This is a genomic window from Sphingomicrobium aestuariivivum, from assembly GCF_024721585.1.
Taxonomy (GTDB): domain Bacteria; phylum Pseudomonadota; class Alphaproteobacteria; order Sphingomonadales; family Sphingomonadaceae; genus Sphingomicrobium; species Sphingomicrobium aestuariivivum.
The window spans coordinates 1,745,140-1,761,129 of the sequence record NZ_CP102629.1 but is presented as its reverse complement, the minus strand read 5'-3'; the positions used below and the strand labels follow the sequence as shown (position 1 = coordinate 1,761,129).

General features: G+C 66.0%; 16 protein-coding genes and 1 tRNA gene. 6 read left to right on the top strand and 11 right to left on the bottom strand.

Annotation, left to right across the window (positions count from 1 at the left end; genetic code table 11):
- Window positions 1–5 precede the first annotated feature (5 nt).
- From NUW81_RS09110 to NUW81_RS09100, 3 genes are all read right to left on the bottom strand, one after another.
- The gene (locus tag NUW81_RS09110) at window positions 6–3,479 is read right to left on the bottom strand and encodes a CheR family methyltransferase (protein ID WP_245112579.1); all 3,474 of its coding nucleotides are present in this window, start codon (window positions 3,477–3,479) and stop codon (window positions 6–8) included.
- 74 nt (window positions 3,480–3,553) lie between these two features.
- The gene (locus NUW81_RS09105) at window positions 3,554–4,114 is read right to left on the bottom strand and encodes a PAS domain-containing protein (protein ID WP_245112577.1); all 561 of its coding nucleotides are present in this window, start codon (window positions 4,112–4,114) and stop codon (window positions 3,554–3,556) included.
- A 118-nt stretch (window positions 4,115–4,232) separates the two neighbouring features.
- Window positions 4,233–4,325 (bottom strand) — tRNA-Ser (locus tag NUW81_RS09100).
- 175 nt (window positions 4,326–4,500) lie between these two features.
- Between NUW81_RS09100 and NUW81_RS09095 the strand changes: the two genes are divergently transcribed.
- Entirely contained in the window at window positions 4,501–5,265 is a 765-nt protein-coding gene (locus tag NUW81_RS09095; RefSeq protein WP_245112575.1) for a Crp/Fnr family transcriptional regulator, read from the top strand.
- Here NUW81_RS09095 and pyrC read toward each other — a convergent pair.
- Entirely contained in the window at window positions 5,262–6,299 is a 1,038-nt protein-coding gene (gene pyrC, locus NUW81_RS09090; RefSeq protein WP_245112574.1) for a dihydroorotase, read from the bottom strand. The genes NUW81_RS09095 and pyrC overlap by 4 nt on opposite strands.
- Before the next feature lie 41 nt (window positions 6,300–6,340).
- On the opposite strand from pyrC, the gene ygfZ reads away from it, so the two are divergent.
- Entirely contained in the window at window positions 6,341–7,045 is a 705-nt protein-coding gene (ygfZ, locus tag NUW81_RS09085; RefSeq protein ID WP_245112573.1) for a CAF17-like 4Fe-4S cluster assembly/insertion protein YgfZ, read from the top strand.
- On the opposite strand, the gene NUW81_RS09080 is transcribed toward ygfZ, so the two are convergent.
- Both NUW81_RS09080 and acnA read right to left on the bottom strand, forming a co-directional pair.
- Complete coding sequence (locus tag NUW81_RS09080; protein ID WP_245112572.1) at window positions 7,029–7,448, bottom strand: rhodanese-like domain-containing protein; 420 nt, start codon at window positions 7,446–7,448, stop codon at window positions 7,029–7,031. The genes ygfZ and NUW81_RS09080 overlap by 17 nt on opposite strands.
- A gap of 2 nt (window positions 7,449–7,450) precedes the next feature.
- A complete protein-coding gene (acnA, locus tag NUW81_RS09075; RefSeq protein WP_245112571.1) occupies window positions 7,451–10,126 on the bottom strand; it encodes an aconitate hydratase AcnA in 2,676 nt (891 codons plus the stop codon).
- A 206-nt stretch (window positions 10,127–10,332) separates the two neighbouring features.
- On the opposite strand from acnA, the gene NUW81_RS09070 reads away from it, so the two are divergent.
- On the top strand, window positions 10,333–10,506 hold the full coding sequence (locus NUW81_RS09070; protein ID WP_245112570.1) for a hypothetical protein: 174 nt from the start codon (window positions 10,333–10,335) through the stop codon (window positions 10,504–10,506).
- Here the strand turns inward: NUW81_RS09070 and NUW81_RS09065 are convergent.
- The 3 genes from NUW81_RS09065 to fumC form a co-directional block, all read right to left on the bottom strand.
- On the bottom strand, window positions 10,503–11,039 hold the full coding sequence (locus NUW81_RS09065) for a DUF4142 domain-containing protein (protein ID WP_245112569.1): 537 nt from the start codon (window positions 11,037–11,039) through the stop codon (window positions 10,503–10,505). The genes NUW81_RS09070 and NUW81_RS09065 overlap by 4 nt on opposite strands.
- A 73-nt stretch (window positions 11,040–11,112) precedes the next feature.
- Window positions 11,113–11,610, bottom strand: a complete 498-nt coding sequence (locus NUW81_RS09060) for a DUF4142 domain-containing protein (RefSeq protein WP_245112567.1) — start codon at window positions 11,608–11,610, stop codon at window positions 11,113–11,115.
- A gap of 241 nt (window positions 11,611–11,851) precedes the next feature.
- Complete coding sequence (gene fumC, locus NUW81_RS09055; RefSeq protein WP_245112565.1) at window positions 11,852–13,243, bottom strand: class II fumarate hydratase; 1,392 nt, start codon at window positions 13,241–13,243, stop codon at window positions 11,852–11,854.
- A 71-nt stretch (window positions 13,244–13,314) separates the two neighbouring features.
- Here fumC and NUW81_RS09050 point away from each other — a divergent pair, with 71 nt between their 5' ends.
- Window positions 13,315–13,764, top strand: a complete 450-nt coding sequence (locus tag NUW81_RS09050) for an ATP-dependent zinc protease family protein (RefSeq protein ID WP_245112562.1) — start codon at window positions 13,315–13,317, stop codon at window positions 13,762–13,764.
- Window positions 13,761–14,666, top strand: coding sequence for a 30S ribosomal protein S6--L-glutamate ligase (rimK, locus tag NUW81_RS09045; RefSeq protein ID WP_245112560.1), 906 nt, complete (start codon window positions 13,761–13,763; stop codon window positions 14,664–14,666). The genes NUW81_RS09050 and rimK overlap by 4 nt, the downstream gene beginning before the upstream one ends.
- 4 nt (window positions 14,667–14,670) lie before the next feature.
- Here the strand turns inward: rimK and NUW81_RS09040 are convergent, their stop codons facing one another.
- Together NUW81_RS09040 and NUW81_RS09035 are read right to left on the bottom strand one after the other, a co-directional pair.
- Window positions 14,671–15,012 (bottom strand): hypothetical protein, encoded by a 342-nt coding sequence (locus NUW81_RS09040; protein WP_245112557.1) that lies wholly within the window; start codon window positions 15,010–15,012, stop codon window positions 14,671–14,673.
- Between the two features lie 12 nt (window positions 15,013–15,024).
- Entirely contained in the window at window positions 15,025–15,501 is a 477-nt protein-coding gene (locus tag NUW81_RS09035; RefSeq protein WP_245112555.1) for an SspB family protein, read from the bottom strand.
- Window positions 15,502–15,570: 69 nt separating this feature from the next.
- Between NUW81_RS09035 and NUW81_RS09030 the strand changes: the two genes are divergently transcribed.
- Window positions 15,571–15,948 (top strand): HIT domain-containing protein, encoded by a 378-nt coding sequence (locus tag NUW81_RS09030; RefSeq protein WP_245112553.1) that lies wholly within the window; start codon window positions 15,571–15,573, stop codon window positions 15,946–15,948.
- Window positions 15,949–15,990: the final 42 nt, after the last annotated feature.

The following is a 15,990-nucleotide window of genomic DNA, read 5'->3' as shown; positions in this document are numbered from 1 at the left end:
GTCCTCTACGACGAGGATTCGATAGTGGTCGCCGGACGACAGGCTGCTGGCAGGTTCAACGCTAATCGGAATGCCCTCTCGCTACTTTCTTCCTCGACCGTTGCCCCGAGCTGGCGGGCAGACACATCGACCAATGTGGTTCCAAACCCGCCATGCGGCGCGGCGTTCCGTGTCCGGCTGAGCTTTTCCTCCCAAAAAAGACCAATGCCTCCGTCTTCGCGCAGCGACCAGCTGACCGAAAGGCGCGCCTCGGGGTCCGCGAGCGCTCCATATTTGACCGAATTGGTTGCCCATTCGTGAAGCAGCAAGGCGAGTCCCGAAACGGCATTCTGGCGGATCTTCACCGCATCGCCGCCGATCTTGAGCCCGTCGTGATCGGCATAGGGCGCCAGCGCGGCACCGACCAGTTTTCCAAGGTCGCTGCCATCCTCGGCGCTCGCATTGGTGAGCGAATGGGCACGGCCGAGCGCGGCGATGCGCTCGCGCAGCGTGCGCGCCATCTCGCCGACATCCTGACTCGAGCGCGCGGCCAGGCTGGTCAAGCCGCCGATCACCGCGAACAGGTTCTTCACGCGGTGGTTCATCTCGCGCAGCAGGAGCTCGCGCATGGCATTGCCCTCGGCTTCGCTGGTGATGTCGAAATTGACCCCCACCAGTCGCCGCGGTGACTCGCCCGAGACCAGCCGCCCTAGCCCGCGCAGTGTGCGAATGCTGCCGTCGGGATCAAGCACGCGGAAGGTCGAATGATAATCGGTCTCACCGGTCATGGCGCGGCGCAGCGCCGCCTCGACCCGCGATCGGTCATCGGGGTGGATGGCAGAGATCACCGCCGAGATATCGTGATTGTCGGCGGGCTCGAGCCCGAACATGCGTTCGACCGCCTCGTCGAGATGGGTATTCTCCTCCTCGACCAGATATTCCCACACGCCGATGCCCGCGACCTCGAGCGCCAACTTGAGCCGTTCGCGCTCCTGCGCCAATTCGGCCTCGAGCGCCTGCGCCTCGGTGATGTCGGTGAAGACGAGCGTGACGCCCGAGACGCTGCCGTCGAGCACGCGATAAGGCATGGCGCGCAGCAGATAGGCGCGACCATCACGGCTGTAGAGCTGGCGTTCGATCGCGCTGCTGCCGTTGCACACGGCTCGCGCATCCTGGAGATACCGGTCGCTCGTCAGCTCCGAGGTCATTTCCTCCAGCTTGCGACCACGGTCGGCTGGCTTGAGCGGGAACAGCTCTTCGGCCGCCTCGGTATAGCTGCGGATATTGAGGTCGCCGTCGAGCACGACCACCGCGAGCCGGGTCGATTCGAAGAAGTTCTTCAAATCGGCATTGGCGATGGTGAGCTGGTCGACCTTCGACTTCAGCTCGTCATTGACGGTGGTGAGCTCCTCGTTGGTCGACTGGAGCTCCTCGTTCATGCTCATCATTTCCTCGTTAGAGGATTTGAGCTCTTCGTTGACCGTCTCCAGTTCCTCGACCGTGCAGCGCAAGCGATGGCGCGCCAGCCGGAGCTCGTCCTCGAGGATCTGCACCTGCCCGTCATTGGGCCCCAGTTCGACGAGGTCCTCGTCGAGCTCGGCGCGAAAGTCGGCGGTCTCGCGGAACACGAACAGGTAGCTGCCGTCGGGCAGCGGGTCGGCGATGACGTTGATCTTCTGGGAACCGAACTCGCTGCGCACCTCGACGTCACGCGCCACGACCCGGCTGTGCTCGAGCCGGACTTCGTGCTGGAGCGGCACCAGCACCTCGCGAAGGCCGGGACGCGCCAGCGAGGTCGCGCTCACCTCGCCCGTCTGGCTGTTGGGAAATTCGAAATAGCGCGACAGGCGGCCATAGCTGGCGAGGATCTCGCCATTGGGATCGAGCACCATCGCGGCGGGCGAATAGCGGTCGACGAGGCGTTTGAGCGCGGCATCGTCCTCCCAGCTGCGGTCGTGGCGCATGCGCCGCGTGCGCCGGACCTGCCGCTGGGCGCGGTGGTCGTGGCCGGTCGCCAGATGAGTCGGATAGGTGCCGCGCCCGCTCTTGCGGCGGAACAGGCGCGATTTCTGGTCGATCGGCTCGAACAGGTCTTCGAAGCGCCCGATCGTCTCCGAGGGACCCAGCATGAGATAGCCGCCCGGCACGATCGAATAATGAAGGAGCGGGATCACGGCCTGCTGCAACCGGTCGCCGAAATAGATGAGCAGGTTGCGGCAACTCACGAAGTCGAGCTTCGAGAAAGGCGCATCCTTGATGATGCTGTGGTTGGAGAAACGCACCATGTCGCGGATCCGCGGCGACACGGTGAAATGGTCGCCATGGCTCACCGTGTAACGCTCGCGCAGGTCGGTCGGCAGGTCTACGAGCGCGGCCGGCGCATAGCGCGCCTCGCGCCCGATGTTGAGCATCGCCTCGTCGATGTCGGTGGCGAAGATCTGCACGTCGGCGCGCTTGCCCTGTGCCTCCAGCTCGGCCGACAGCAGCATCGCGATCGTATAGGCTTCCTCGCCCGACGAACAGCCCGGCACCCAGACGCGGATCTCGGTGTCGCGCTCCTTGGCCGCGACCAGCGGCTCGACCACGCCCTTGCGCAGCGCATCGAAATGCTCGGTATCGCGATAGAATTTGGTGACGTTGATCAGGAGGTCGCGGAACAGCGTCTCGCATTCCTCGCGGTCGGCGCCGAGCAGGTCGACATATTCGGACGCCTGCTCGATGCCGAGCACCTGCATGCGCCGCGCGATGCGGCGTTCCAGCGTCGAGCGCTTGTAGCCCGTGAAATCATGGCCGACCGCGTCGCGCAGCGTGGCGCACAGATTGTCGATATGGCCGACGATGCCGCTGGCTTCGCGATTGTAGATGCTCGAGCCCTTGAGCCGCTCGAAATAGTCGCGCGCCTCCTCGACGATGTCGCTCGGCTCGTGGACGAAATCGACCATGCCGGTCCCCACCGCCGACAGCGGCATGCCGTCATAGCGCGCGCTGGTCGGTTCCTGCGCGATGGCGAGGCCGCCATGCTCCTTGATGGCGCGCAGCCCGATGGCGCCGTCGCCTCCGGTGCCGGACAGGATCACGCCCGCGGCGAACTGATCGCGTTCCTCGGCGAGGCTGATGAGGAAATCGTCGATCGGGCGGCGCTGGCCGCGCGGCGCATCGAAGGGCTCGAGCATGAGCCTCCCCTCGCGCAGCGCGAGCGCCTTGCCGGGCGGGATCACATAGACCTGGTCGGGCAGCGGCTCCTCGCCGCCTTCTACCTGCGTCACCCGCAGTGCGGTCTCGCGCGCGATCAGCTGTGCCATCAGGCTCTCGTGATCGGGGTCGAGATGCTGGACAATGACGAAGGCCATGCCCGTGCGGTCCTTGACCGAACTGAACATCTCGCGCAGCGCCTCGAGGCCGCCTGCGGAGGCGCCTACGCCGATGATCGGCACCGGAGGCTCCTTGGCCTCGCTACCCTGCTGCTTACTCACGTCGATGCTACGCGTCCCTTCCGACATGGCGCCATTGATACGCAGGCGTATCGTTGTCGCCAAGCCCCTAAGGATCCACCTGCCCCAAAGCCGGTGTCGCGTCAGTAGAGCCGGTCGGCGCCCTCGAGCTGCGAGACCAGCATCTTGGCCTCGGCGATCGCGCTCGCCGCATTGGCCAGCGCCGAGACGCTGCCGACCATCGACAGCTTGTGCGGATCGAGCCGCTTCTTCACGCGCTCGGCCACGTCGCGGAACTGCCCGTCGAATTCCTCGGCCTCATCGACCTCGGCACGGCCAATGTCGAACTGGCTGCCGAACAGGAAGCAGTCCTTGCCGTCATGGTCGCAGATCCGGGTCAGCGTGAGCATGTTGATGAAGGGGGTGCCGTCGGCGCGGAAATTGACGAGGTTGACGCGGCACATGCCCCGTCCCTTGCTCGCGAGAAAGGCGCGCAGCTTGCCGAGCCCTTCCTGCTCGCGCTTGCCTCCCTGGAGGAAGCGACAGTTCCTGCCGATGACCTTGTCGCGCCCAAACCCCGTGAGATGGCAGAAGCCGTCGCTGACCGCCCGCAACGGATGATCTTCCACCCCGACCGGCGACGCCGACAGCGCCAGCGAAGAGCCGGTGATATAGTCGTGCAATTCGACGGGCAGGTCGGACATGACGTGCAGCGCACCTCCTGCCCCCTAGAACGTCAAAGCCCTATGTCGGTTGCACGACCTATCGCGTCGGACGCACTGCCGTCCGGCGATCAAGCCACTGTTCGTGAAGGAAAGAAAATGGCGGAGACGGAGGGATTCGAACCCTCGATACAGGGATTACCCGTATGACGCTTTAGCAAAGCGTTGGTTTCAGCCACTCACCCACGTCTCCGCATCCCGATAATCGGGGGCTGAGCGGCGCATCTAGCGAGGATCGCGCAGCAGTTCAACCGTTGATCGGGCAGTGATCGACGCTCGGACCTTTTTTCTTCGGCAAACCGTTGGCCAACCGACCACCGCGACCTCTTTTCGAGGGCGCGGAGCCTTGCGCATGAAGAGAGGGACCCATGCCTTATTCGCCGCCGCCCGCCAGCCCCGAGGAGACGCCCTCGACCGGCAACGCCCTGCTCGACATGCTCCCCGCCGCCCAGCGCGAGGCGATCGAGGAGGCGGGCGAGGCCATCGACCTGGCCTCGGGCGAGGTATTGTTCGAGAGCGGCCGCAACATCGAGCGGACCTATTTCCCGATGCTGCCGATGATGGTCTCGCTTCTCGTCGAGGTCGATGACCGGAGGCGCGTCGAGGTCGCCACCATTGGACAGGAAGGCGCCATCGGCGGCATCGTCAGCTGCGGCGACCTGCCCGCCTACACGCGCGCGCAGGTGCAGGTGGCGGGCCGCGTCCTCGCCGTGCCGATGGAGGCCATCGAGAAGGCCAAGCGCGACAGCCTCGTCATCCGCGACCTCTTCTGCCGCTATGCCGATGCCCTCCTCGCGCAGATCATGCAGTCGGTCGCCTGCAACGCCTTTCACCCGATCGAGGCGCGCGCCGCGCGCTGGCTACTGACCGCGCAGGACCGTGCCGGCGACGAGCTGGCTTTGACGCAGAGCGCGCTCGCCGCGCTGCTCGGGGTCCAGCGGACCAGCGTCAATGCGGTCGCCAAGCAGCTCCAGGACGAAGGGCTGATCCATTATCGCCGCGGCATCGTCACCGTGACCGACCGCGACGAGCTCGAGCATCGCGCCTGCGAATGCTACGCCTCGGTCAAGCGCCACTTCGACCATGTCCTCGGCGATACCGAGTCCAGATGGATCGACAGCTGCCAGCGCTAGGCTTTTAGGCGCCAGCCCATCGTGCCGCCGGCGCGGTAGGGCACGACCGGCTCGGTCCCGCCATCGATCGTGCCAGGCACGCGGGTCTCCACCTTCTCCAGCGTTACCGTCGCTTCATTGGGCGCCATGCCGTATAAGCGCGGCCCGTCGAGGCTGGCGAAGGCTTCGAGGCGACCCAGCACACCCTCTTCCTCGAACACCTCGGCATAGGCCTCGAGCGCGAAGGGCGCATTGAAGATTCCCGCGCAGCCGCAGGCGCTTTCCTTGGCGCTTCTCGCATGCGGCGCCGAATCGGTGCCGAGGAAGAACTTGCCCGAGCCGCCCGTCGCCGCCTTGCGCACCGCGAGGCGATGCTCCTCGCGCTTGGCGACCGGAAGGCAATAGGCATGCGGGTTGATGCCGCCCTTGAAGATGGCGTTGCGGTTGATCTGGAGATGCTGCGGCGTGACTGTCGCGGCGATCCGTGCATCGCCCGCCTCGACGAACTGCGCGGCATCGCGGGTGGTAATATGCTCGAACACGAACTTCAGCCCCTCGTGCCGCTTCAGGAGCGGGATCGCCACCTCCTCGATGAAGCGCGCCTCGCGGTCGAAGATGTCCACTTCGTCATGGGTCACCTCGCCATGCGCGAGGAAGGGCATGCCGATCTTTTCCATCCGCTCGACCACGCGGTCGATGTTGCGGATGTCGGTCACGCCGCTCGCCGAATTGGTCGTCGCGCCCGCCGGATAGAGCTTGGCCGCGACCCAGATCCCCTGCTCGAACCCCGCCGCCAGATCGTCCGGATCCGTATCGTCGGTGAGATAGGCGGTCATCAGCGGGGTGAAGTCCATCCCCTCGGGCAGCGCCGCGAGGATGCGTTCGCGATAGGCCGCAGCGGCGGCAGCGGTGGTCACCGGCGGGGCAAGGTTGGGCATCACGATCGCGCGCGCGAACTGGCGTGCGGTATAGGGCAGCACCGCTTCCATCATCGCGCCATCGCGCAGGTGGAGGTGCCAGTCGTCGGGGCGGCGGATCGTGATCGTCTCGGTCATGGCGCTTGCCTTAGGAGCCGGCGCTACCTAGCTCAAGCTCCATGCCCGCAACGACCCTGACCGACCGCACCCTCCTCCGCCTCTCGGGCGATCATCCGCGCGAGTTTCTCGACAAGCTCGTCACCAATCGCATCGCCGACGAGGGCCCGAGCTGGGCCGCGCTCCTCACCCCGCAGGGCAAGGCCATCGCCGACTTCTTCCTGTGGGTCGATGGCGAGGACATGCTCATCGATGTCGCGGCGGACGAGGCCGAGGCGCTGGCGAAACGCCTCACCATGTATCGTCTGCGCCGCAAGATCGAGATAGCGGAGGACGACAGCCTCGCCGTGCACTGGAGCCCCGATGGCGACGACGGTCATGCCGATCCGCGCCACCCCGCGATGGGTCGCCGCTGGCTGGCCCCCGCGGCCGATCCCGCCACCGGTTATCGCGAGCACCGCCTCCGCCTCAACATCTGCGAGGGCCAGCCCGAACTCGGCGATCTCCTCTGGCTCGAATGCAATGCGGGCGAGCTCAACGGGGTCGCCTTCAACAAGGGCTGTTTCGTCGGACAGGAAAATACCGCACGCATGAACTGGCGCGCCAAGGTCAATCGCCGCCTGTTCGTCGTCGAAGGCATGCACGAAAAAGCCCGCGCCTCCTATCCGGAAGCCGGGCTGTCGGTCGTCCATGCGCGGATCGACGCGGTACCGGACAAGGCGCTCCTGCCCGACTGGCTGGAAGAAGCGATCAGCCCTCCGGCGTAACCGTCGGATAGCCCGCGTCCGCCCAGGCGATGAAGCCGCCGTCCATATGCGCGACACTCTCGCCGCGATGTTCGGCCAGCATAGTCGCGGCCTCCGCAGAACGGCGCCCCGAACGACAGTAGAGAACGACATTCTCGCCATCCAAGGCGGCGGGGTCGAAGTCGGCGAGCGGCATCAGCCGTGCGCCCTCGACATGTCCCTCGGCCCATTCTTCGGGCGTGCGCACGTCGATGAAGGTCGGCGGTTCGGGCGCCTCGCGCATCGCCGCCGCTTCCGTCGCGGACAGCGCCACGACAGAGGCCGCGACCTGCGCTTCGGCGATGGTGGACGCCTCGCTCGCCCCCTCCCTCTCACCGCAGGCGGCGAGGAGGAGGCAGGGAAGAGCGAGGCGCCACATCGTCATGCTTACGCCGCGAGCTTGCGCAGGACGTAGTGCAGGATGCCCGAATTCTTGAAATATTCGAGCTCGTTATAGGTGTCGATCCGGCACTTGGCGGTGAACTCGACGGTCTCGCCATTGGCGCGGGTGGCGGTGACCTTCACGTCCTGGCGCGGCTCGAGGCCGGCAAGGCCCGAGATCGAGAAGGTCTCCGAGCCGTCGAAGCCGAAGCTCCCCGCCCCTTCGCCGTCCAAGAACTGGAGCGGCAGGACGCCCATGCCGACGAGATTCGAGCGGTGGATACGCTCGAAGCTCTCGGCGATGACCGCGCGCACGCCCTGGAGGATGGTCCCCTTGGCGGCCCAGTCACGGCTCGAACCCGTGCCATATTCCTTGCCCGCGAGCACGATCAACGGCGTGCCCTTGGCCATATATTCCATGGCGGCATCGTACATCGGCTCGACCTCGCCCGACGGGCCCTTGGTGTAGCCGCCTTCGACATCGTCGAGCATCTGGTTCTTGATGCGGATATTGGCGAAGGTGCCGCGCATCATGACCTCGTGGTTGCCGCGACGCGCGCCATAGCTGTTGAACTCGGCGCGTTCGACGCCGTGCTTCTGCAGATACGCACCCGCAGGGCTGTCGAGCTTGATCGCACCGGCCGGCGAGATGTGGTCGGTGGTGATCGAGTCGCCGAAGATGGCGAGCGGACGCGCGCCGTCGATGTCGCTGGTCGCAGCCGGCTCCATGCCCATGCCCTGGAAGTAGGGCGGGTTCTGGATGTAGGTCGAGGAGGCCGGCCAGTCGTAGGTGTCGCCACCCGACACCTCGATGCCCTGCCAGCGCTCGTCGCCCTTGTAGACGTCGGCATAGCGCGACTTGAACATCTCGGCGTTGACGTTGGCGTCGACCAGCGCGCGCACTTCCTCGTTCGAGGGCCAGATGTCCTTGAGGTAGACGTCGTTACCGTCCTTGTCCTGGCCGATCACGCAGGTGGTGATGTCCTCGCGGGTGTTGCCGAGGATCGCATAGGCCACGACCAGCGGCGGGCTGGCGAGGTAGTTGGCGCGCACGTCGGGCGACACGCGCCCCTCGAAGTTGCGGTTGCCCGACAGCACCGAGCAGGCGACGAGGTTGTTCTCGTTGATCGCCTTCGAGACCGGTGCGGGCAGCGGGCCCGAATTGCCGATGCAGGTAGTGCAGCCATAGCCCACGAGATCGAAGCCGATGGCGTCGAGATCGTCCGACAGGCCGGCCTTGTCGAGATAGTCGGTGACGACCTGGCTGCCGGGCGCGAGGCTGGTCTTGACCCACGGCTTGCGGGTCAGGCCGAGCGCACGCGCCTTCTTGGCGACGAGGCCCGCGGCGATCATCACGTCGGGGTTGGAGGTGTTGGTGCAGCTGGTGATGGCGGCGATCACGACATCGCCATCGGTGATGCCATAGTCCTCGCCCTCGACCGCCACGTCGGCGCCCTTCTTGCCGCCGTCATACTGGGTGTCGAGCAGCTTCTTGAACTCGCTCGCCATCGCCGACAGCGCGACGCGGTCCTGCGGGCGCTTGGGGCCGGCAAGGCTCGGTTCGACCGAGGCCATGTCGAGTTCGAGCGTGTCGGTGAAGACGGGGTCGGGGGTGCCAGCATCGCGCCACATGCCCTGCGCCTGCGCATAGGCCTTGATGAGGCCGATCTGGTCGCCGCGGCCCGACAGCTCCATATAATCCATGGTGCGCTGGTCGATCGGGAAGAAGCCGCAGGTGGCGCCATATTCGGGCGCCATGTTGGCGATGGTCGCGCGGTCGGCGAGCGACAGGTTGTCGAGGCCGGGGCCGTAGAATTCGACGAACCGGCCGACGACGCCCTTTTCGCGCAGCATCTGGACGATGACGAGCACGAGGTCGGTCGCGGTCACGCCTTCCGACAGCTTGCCGTCGAGACGGAAGCCGACGACCTCGGGAACGAGCATCGAGATGGGCTGGCCGAGCATGGCCGCTTCGGCCTCGATCCCGCCGACGCCCCAGCCGAGCACGCCGAGGCCGTTGACCATCGTGGTGTGGCTGTCGGTACCGACGAGCGTGTCGGGATAGGCGACCGTGTTGCCGTCGGCATCCTTCGAGGACCAGACGGCGCGGGCGATATATTCGAGGTTCACCTGGTGGCAGATGCCGGTGCCCGGCGGGACCACCTTGAAGTTGTCGAACGCCTGGCTGCCCCATTTGAGGAACTCGTAGCGCTCCTTGTTGCGCTCATATTCGCGCGCCACATTCTGTTCGAAGGCCATCGGCGTGCCGAACTCGTCGACCATGACACTATGGTCGATGACGAGGTGGACGGGGACCTGCGGGTTGATCTTCTGCGGATCGCCGCCGAGCGCCTTGATGCCGTCGCGCATCGCGGCAAGGTCGACCACGGCGGGAACGCCGGTGAAGTCCTGCATCAGCACGCGCGCGGGGCGGTACTGGATCTCGCGGTCGATGCGCTGTTCCTTCTGCCAGTCGGCGATCGCCTGGACGTCTTCCTTCGTGACCGTCTTGCCGTCCTCGAAGCGCAGCATGTTCTCGAGCAGCACCTTCATCGAGAAAGGCAGGCGGCTCACGTCGCCGACCGTCTCGGCGGCCTTCTCGAGGCTGTAATAATGGAAGGTCTGTCCATCGACCTCGAGGGTCGAGCGGCTGTTCAGGCTGTCCTGGCCGGTGGCGGTCATGGAGGCTCCTTTGAGGTTCGTGTCCGTGGTGCGCGGCAACGGTCGTGCGCGCGATATGCCGCGCGCCCTAGCACCTGTTTTTCAAAGAGGCAAAGCGTGGGAAGCCGCAAAAGCTCCGTCAGCGTTCGACGAAGGGCAGGCTCGGCGCGACCGGCTCCCGAGTCGCGCCCTTAGGCGCGAGCCCGCACTCCTGTATATTGGCCCGCATGGCACCGAAAGACGGCGACTATTTCGCGGCGCAGGCCGAACAGGCCCGCGTGCGTGCATGCGACAAGGCGGGTGGCCGCGAGGCCCGCGTCGCCGGCCATCTCGCGCTCGCTTACGAGGCGCTCGCCCGCGCCAAGGCCGAAAGGGCCGGTGCCGAAGACAGCGACGACTAGCGGATGCGGCCGAGTGCGCGTTCCTGCGCTGCCAGCTTCTCCGCCGAGAATTCCGCCACCGGACGCAGCGTGGGCGAATCGCCCTGCCGTGCATATTGCTCGTGGAACTGGCGCATCAGCGGCACCATCCGTTGCTGCTGCGCCAGGTAGGTCGCGTCGAAATCACGCGCATAGCGCAATTCGTCGAGCATCGCCCGGTGCTGGGCGGTCAGCACATTGTCGGGCAGCGCGTTGACGCGCCGGCCGGCATAGCTGAGCTGGCCGCCGATCCCCTCGCCATTGGCCTTCTGCATCGCCGCGAGCGCACGCACGTCACGGTCTCCCGAGCGCGTTTCGGCCAGCTTGGCGGCCTCGATGGCGTAAAGCGCCGCCGATGCCGCGACATCGACGAAGCGCGCGGCGGTGAGGATCACCCCCGGATTGACCGCGGCCGCGGGCGAGGCTGCCGCCGCGACCGGTGCGGCCGCCGGCTGGCTCGATGCACAGCCCGCCAGCACCATCGCGCCGGCCGTGATGCCAAGAAACTTCTTCATGCCCCGTCCCCTGCTTGTCGTTCCGACACCCTACTCCAACAGGGGGAGCGGGCAAGGGGCGGGGAATTGGCGCCTAGTTGAGGCGCTGGAGCGCGACTTCCTGGTCACGCATCTTGGCGGCGCCGAACTGGGCCACGGGGCGCAGCGTCGCCGAGCCGCCGCTCGTCGCATAGCTCTCATGGAATTGGCGCATCTCGGGCACGAGGGCCTTGGCCTGCGCGAGGTAGGTCGCATCGAAATTGCTCGAGCGCGCGAGCGTATCGAGCATGCGCTGGTGCTTGGCGGTCAGCACATTGTCGGGCAGCGCGTTGACGCGGCGCCCCGCCCAGCTCAGCTGGCCGCCGATGCCATAGCCGACATCCTTCTGTGCCTTGGCCAGCGCCCTCACCTTCGAGGAACGCGCACGGCGCTCGGCGAGCTTGGCGGCCTCGACCTGGTAGAGCGCGGCCGACGCGGCGACATCGACATAGCGGTGCGGGCTCGTCGCCTTGGCAGCGGCCGCCGCACTGGCCATCGTGGCGGCCGAAGCCGGCGTGGCACCAAGGTCGAGCGCGAACGCGCTGGCGAGCATCAGGCCCGTGAGCCCGAGAAACTTCTGGTTAACCAATTTTTCCCCACCCCGTGTTTAGCCGAGGTGGTTCGCGCCACCCCGCCGTTTGTTCCGTTTTGACACAGTGTCAAAAAGGGGGTGGCGGCTCAATGAACAGGGTGAGCGGTTCGGCGTCCGGACCTAACGCCCTGTCGTTAAAGCAAAAAGGGGCGCCGCGTTAACGACGCCCCTTTTCAAGGAGTTGGTGGCGGAAAACCGCCGATTAACGGCCGATCATCGTCTCCGGCCGGACGACACGGTCGAACGTCTCCTCATCGACCAGCCCGAGCTCGAGGCCGGCTTCCTTGAGGGTCTGGCCCTTCTTGTGCGCATGCTTGGCGATGGCCGCGGCATTGTCATAGCCGATGACCGGCGCCAGCGCGGTCACCAGCATCAGCGAGCGGTCGACCAGTTCCTTGATGCGCTCTTCATTGGCCTCGATGCCGTCGACACAACGCTCGGCGAAGCTCACCATGCCGGTCGCCATCAGCTCGATCGAGCGCAGCACGTTCGATCCGATCAGCGGCATGAAGACGTTGAGTTCGAAATGGCCCTGCGCCCCGCCCACGGTGACCGCGGTCTGGTTGCCCATGACCTGCGCGGCGACCATCGTCAGCATCTCGTTCTGGGTGGGGTTCACCTTGCCCGGCATGATCGAGCTACCCGGCTCGTTGGCGGGCAGGTTGAGTTCGCCCAGCCCCGAGCGCGGCCCCGAGCCGAGGAAGCGGATGTCGTTGGCGATCTTGTTCAAGGCGGCCGCGAGGCTGTTCAGCGCGCCGTGGAAGAAGACCATGCCGTCCTTGGCGGCCAGTTCGGCGAACTTGTTGGGGGCGCTTTCGAACTTGGTGCCGGCAATGTCGCTGATCGCCGCGGCCATGTCGCCGGCCCAGCCCTCGGGAGCGTTGAGGCCGGTGCCGACCGCGGTGCCGCCGATGGCGAGCTTGCGCAGCGACCCGTTCATCGCCCCCTCGATGCGCTTGCGCGCGCTCACCAGCTGCGCGACATAGCCCGAGAACTCCTGCCCCAGCGTCAGCGGGGTGGCGTCCTGCGTGTGGGTGCGGCCGATCTTGACGATATGGTCGAATTCCTTGGCCTTGGCGGCAAGGCTCGCGGTCAGTCGGTCGAGCGCGGGGAAGAGCTCGTTCTCGGTCGCCAGTACCGCCGAGACGTGGAGCGCGGTCGGGAAGCTGTCGTTCGAGCTCTGCGACTTGTTGACGTGATCGTTGGGGTGGACCGGCTCCTTGCCGCCGCGCTGCCCGCTCAATGCCTCGTTGGCGATGCCCGCGATCACTTCATTGACGTTCATGTTGGTCTGCGTGCCCGAGCCCGTCTGCCAGATGGTCAGCGGGAATTCGCCATCGCGCTTGCCCTGGATGATCGACTGGGCGGCATCTTCCATCGCATCGGCGAGGTCCTCGTCGAGCCCGTGCTTGCGATTGACCCGCGCGGCGGCCTGCTTGACGATGGCCTGCGCCTTGACGATCCCCATCGGCATGCGCTCGCGCTCCGAGAAGGGGAAGTTCTGCAAGCTGCGCTGGGTCTGTGCGCCCCAATAGGCAGCAGCAGGCACCTCGATGTCGCCGATGCTGTCGCTCTCGATGCGGATGTCGCTCATATTCGCTCTCCAATTGACTTTGGGGCGCGCGCTAGCCCAAGCGGGGGGCGACTGTCGAGGGGACGAGGCATATGGATCGACCGATTGTGGGCTGGCGCGAATGGGTCGCCCTTCCCGGCCTCGGCGTGCGCGCCATCAAGGCCAAGATCGACACCGGCGCCAAGACCAGCGCGATCCACGCCTGGGACGTCCATCATTTCAAAAAGGACGGCGTCGAGCACGTGCGCTTCAACCTCCATCCCGAGCAGCGCAACGACAGCGAGGAAATCGCCTGCGAATGCCCGCTCCTCGACACCCGCGTCATCACCTCCTCCAACGGCATGAAGCAGCGCCGCTTCGTCATTGCCGTCGACCTCGAAATGGGCGATGCGACCTATCCGATCGAATTGACGCTGACCAACCGCGACTCGATGGGTTTCCGCATGCTGATCGGCCGCCAGGCACTCAATGGACGCTGGCTCGTTGATCCGGCACAATCATTCGTCACTCGTAACAAGCCGCCCAAGGGGGTCCCCGCATGAGAATCGCACTGCTGTGCCGCAACGCCAACCTCTACTCGCACAAGCGGCTCGTCGCGGCGGCGGAGGAACGCGGCCACCAGATCGACGTGATCGACCACCTGCGATGCTACATCAACATCACCTCCAACCGCCCGACGATCCGCTACAAGGGCGAGGACCTGCCCAAATATGACGCGGTCATCCCGCGCATTGGCGCGAGCGTCACCTTTTACGGCACGGCCGTCCTGCGCCAGTTCGAGATGATGGGCGTCTTTCCCTTGAACGAGAGCGTCGCCATCAGCCGCAGTCGCGACAAGCTGCGCTCGATGCAGCTCCTCGCGCGCAAGGGCGTCGGCCTGCCCGTCACCGTCTTCGCGCACCAGACCAGCCGCGCCGAGGAAATCATCGAGATGGCGGGCGGCGCGCCCGTCGTCGTCAAGCTGCTCGAGGGCACGCAGGGGATCGGCGTGGTGCTCGGCGAGACGCAGAAGGCCGCCGAATCGATCATCCAGGCCTTCGCGGGCGTGGGCACCAACATCCTCACCCAGCAGTTCATCAAGGAAGCCGGCGGCTCGGACATCCGCTGCTTCGTCATCGGCGACAAGGTCGTCGCCGCGATGAAGCGCACCGGCAAGGAAGGCGACTTCCGTTCCAACCTCCACCGCGGCGGTTCGGCCGAGCCGGTCAAGATCACCGCGATCGAGCGCAAGACCGCCACGCTGGCCGCCAAGACGATGGGCCTGCGCGTGTGCGGCGTCGACATCCTGCGCGGCAACCAGGGCCCCGTGGTGATGGAAGTGAATTCCTCGCCCGGTCTCGAAGGCCTCGAGAAGTCGACCGAGATCGACGTCGCGGGCAAGATCATCGAATATCTGGAAAAGACCTACAAGGAAGGTCGCACCGGCACCCGCGGCCGCGGCTGACCGCTCAACGCTTCCTGTCGAACATCGCCGCCTCGATCCCTCGCACCGATGCGTGCTGGATCCTGATCGCGGCCAGCGCGAAGGGCGCGAACAGCAGCAGTTCGGCATGCTCCGGCAATACCGCGGAAAAGCTTCGCATGAGAGAGATGGTGAGGCCGATGCCGAGGCTGGCGGTCAGGAAGGCCGGCCACGCCCGCGCGAGATAGCGGGGGACGCTGGCCGGCGCGGGGTCCACCCCCTCGGCCCTCGCGCGCTGGCGCAACCGGTGGAGCCGGCGCCCGTCCCAGAACAGCGCGATGAGCGGGGGCGCGATGAGCGCGAACAGGATCGCGGCGAGCGGGTTCACGCCGCCGCCGCGCTACTTCTTCTTGGTGAAGTCGACCGCGACGACGTTGGAGCCGTCCTCGACCGGTTCGGGCTTGGGCGCATCGCCATTGCCCTCGGGGCCCGGCGCTTCATCCTCCTCGTTCGCGTGGAACTTGAGGCTGAATTCGACCGCCGGATCGACGAAGTCGGTCACCGCGGCAAAGGGCACGCGCAGGGTCGAAGGCACGCCGCCGAAGCTGAGGCCGACCGAGAAACCGTCCGCGTCCACGTTGAGGTCCCAGAAGCGGTGCTGGATGACGATCGTCATCTCCTCGGGAAAACGCTCGGAGAGATGCGCGGGGATGTCGACGCCCGGATGGCGCGTGCGGAAGGTGATGTAGAAATGGTGCCCGCCCGGCAGCCCTCCCTGCGTGGCAACGCTGGTCAGGACACGGCCGACCACCGCGCGCAGCGCTTCCTGCACGATTTCGTCATAGGGAATCAGGCTCTCGGGGGTCTCGTCGGTCATGGCTTGCCTCGTGAACCCGCATGCGCGATGGGTCAAGGGAAACGCTAGTCACGAGAGAGCCGCACATCCATGCCGATCGATGCCACCAAGCCCTATGATCCGGACAATGTCTTCGCCAAGATCCTGAGCGGGGAGCTGCCCTGCCACAAGGAAGCCGAGACCGACCACAGCTTCGCCTTCCACGACATCAATCCGCTCGCGGCGCACCACATCCTCGTCATTCCCAAGGGGCAATATGTCAGCTGGGACGATTTCACCGCCAAGGCGTCGGACGAGGAAATCCTCGATTTCGTCCGCCTCGTCGGCAAGGTCGCGCGCGATCGCGGGATGGAGCAGCAGGGCTATCGCATGCTCGCCAATGTCGGCCAGCGCGCAGGCCAGGAAGTGCCCCACCTGCACGTCCACCTGTTCGCGGGCGAGCCGCTGGGGCCGATGCTCTGCAAGTAATCTTCGAAAGGGCGTTGCGCTAACGCACTAGGCGGGCGCGAT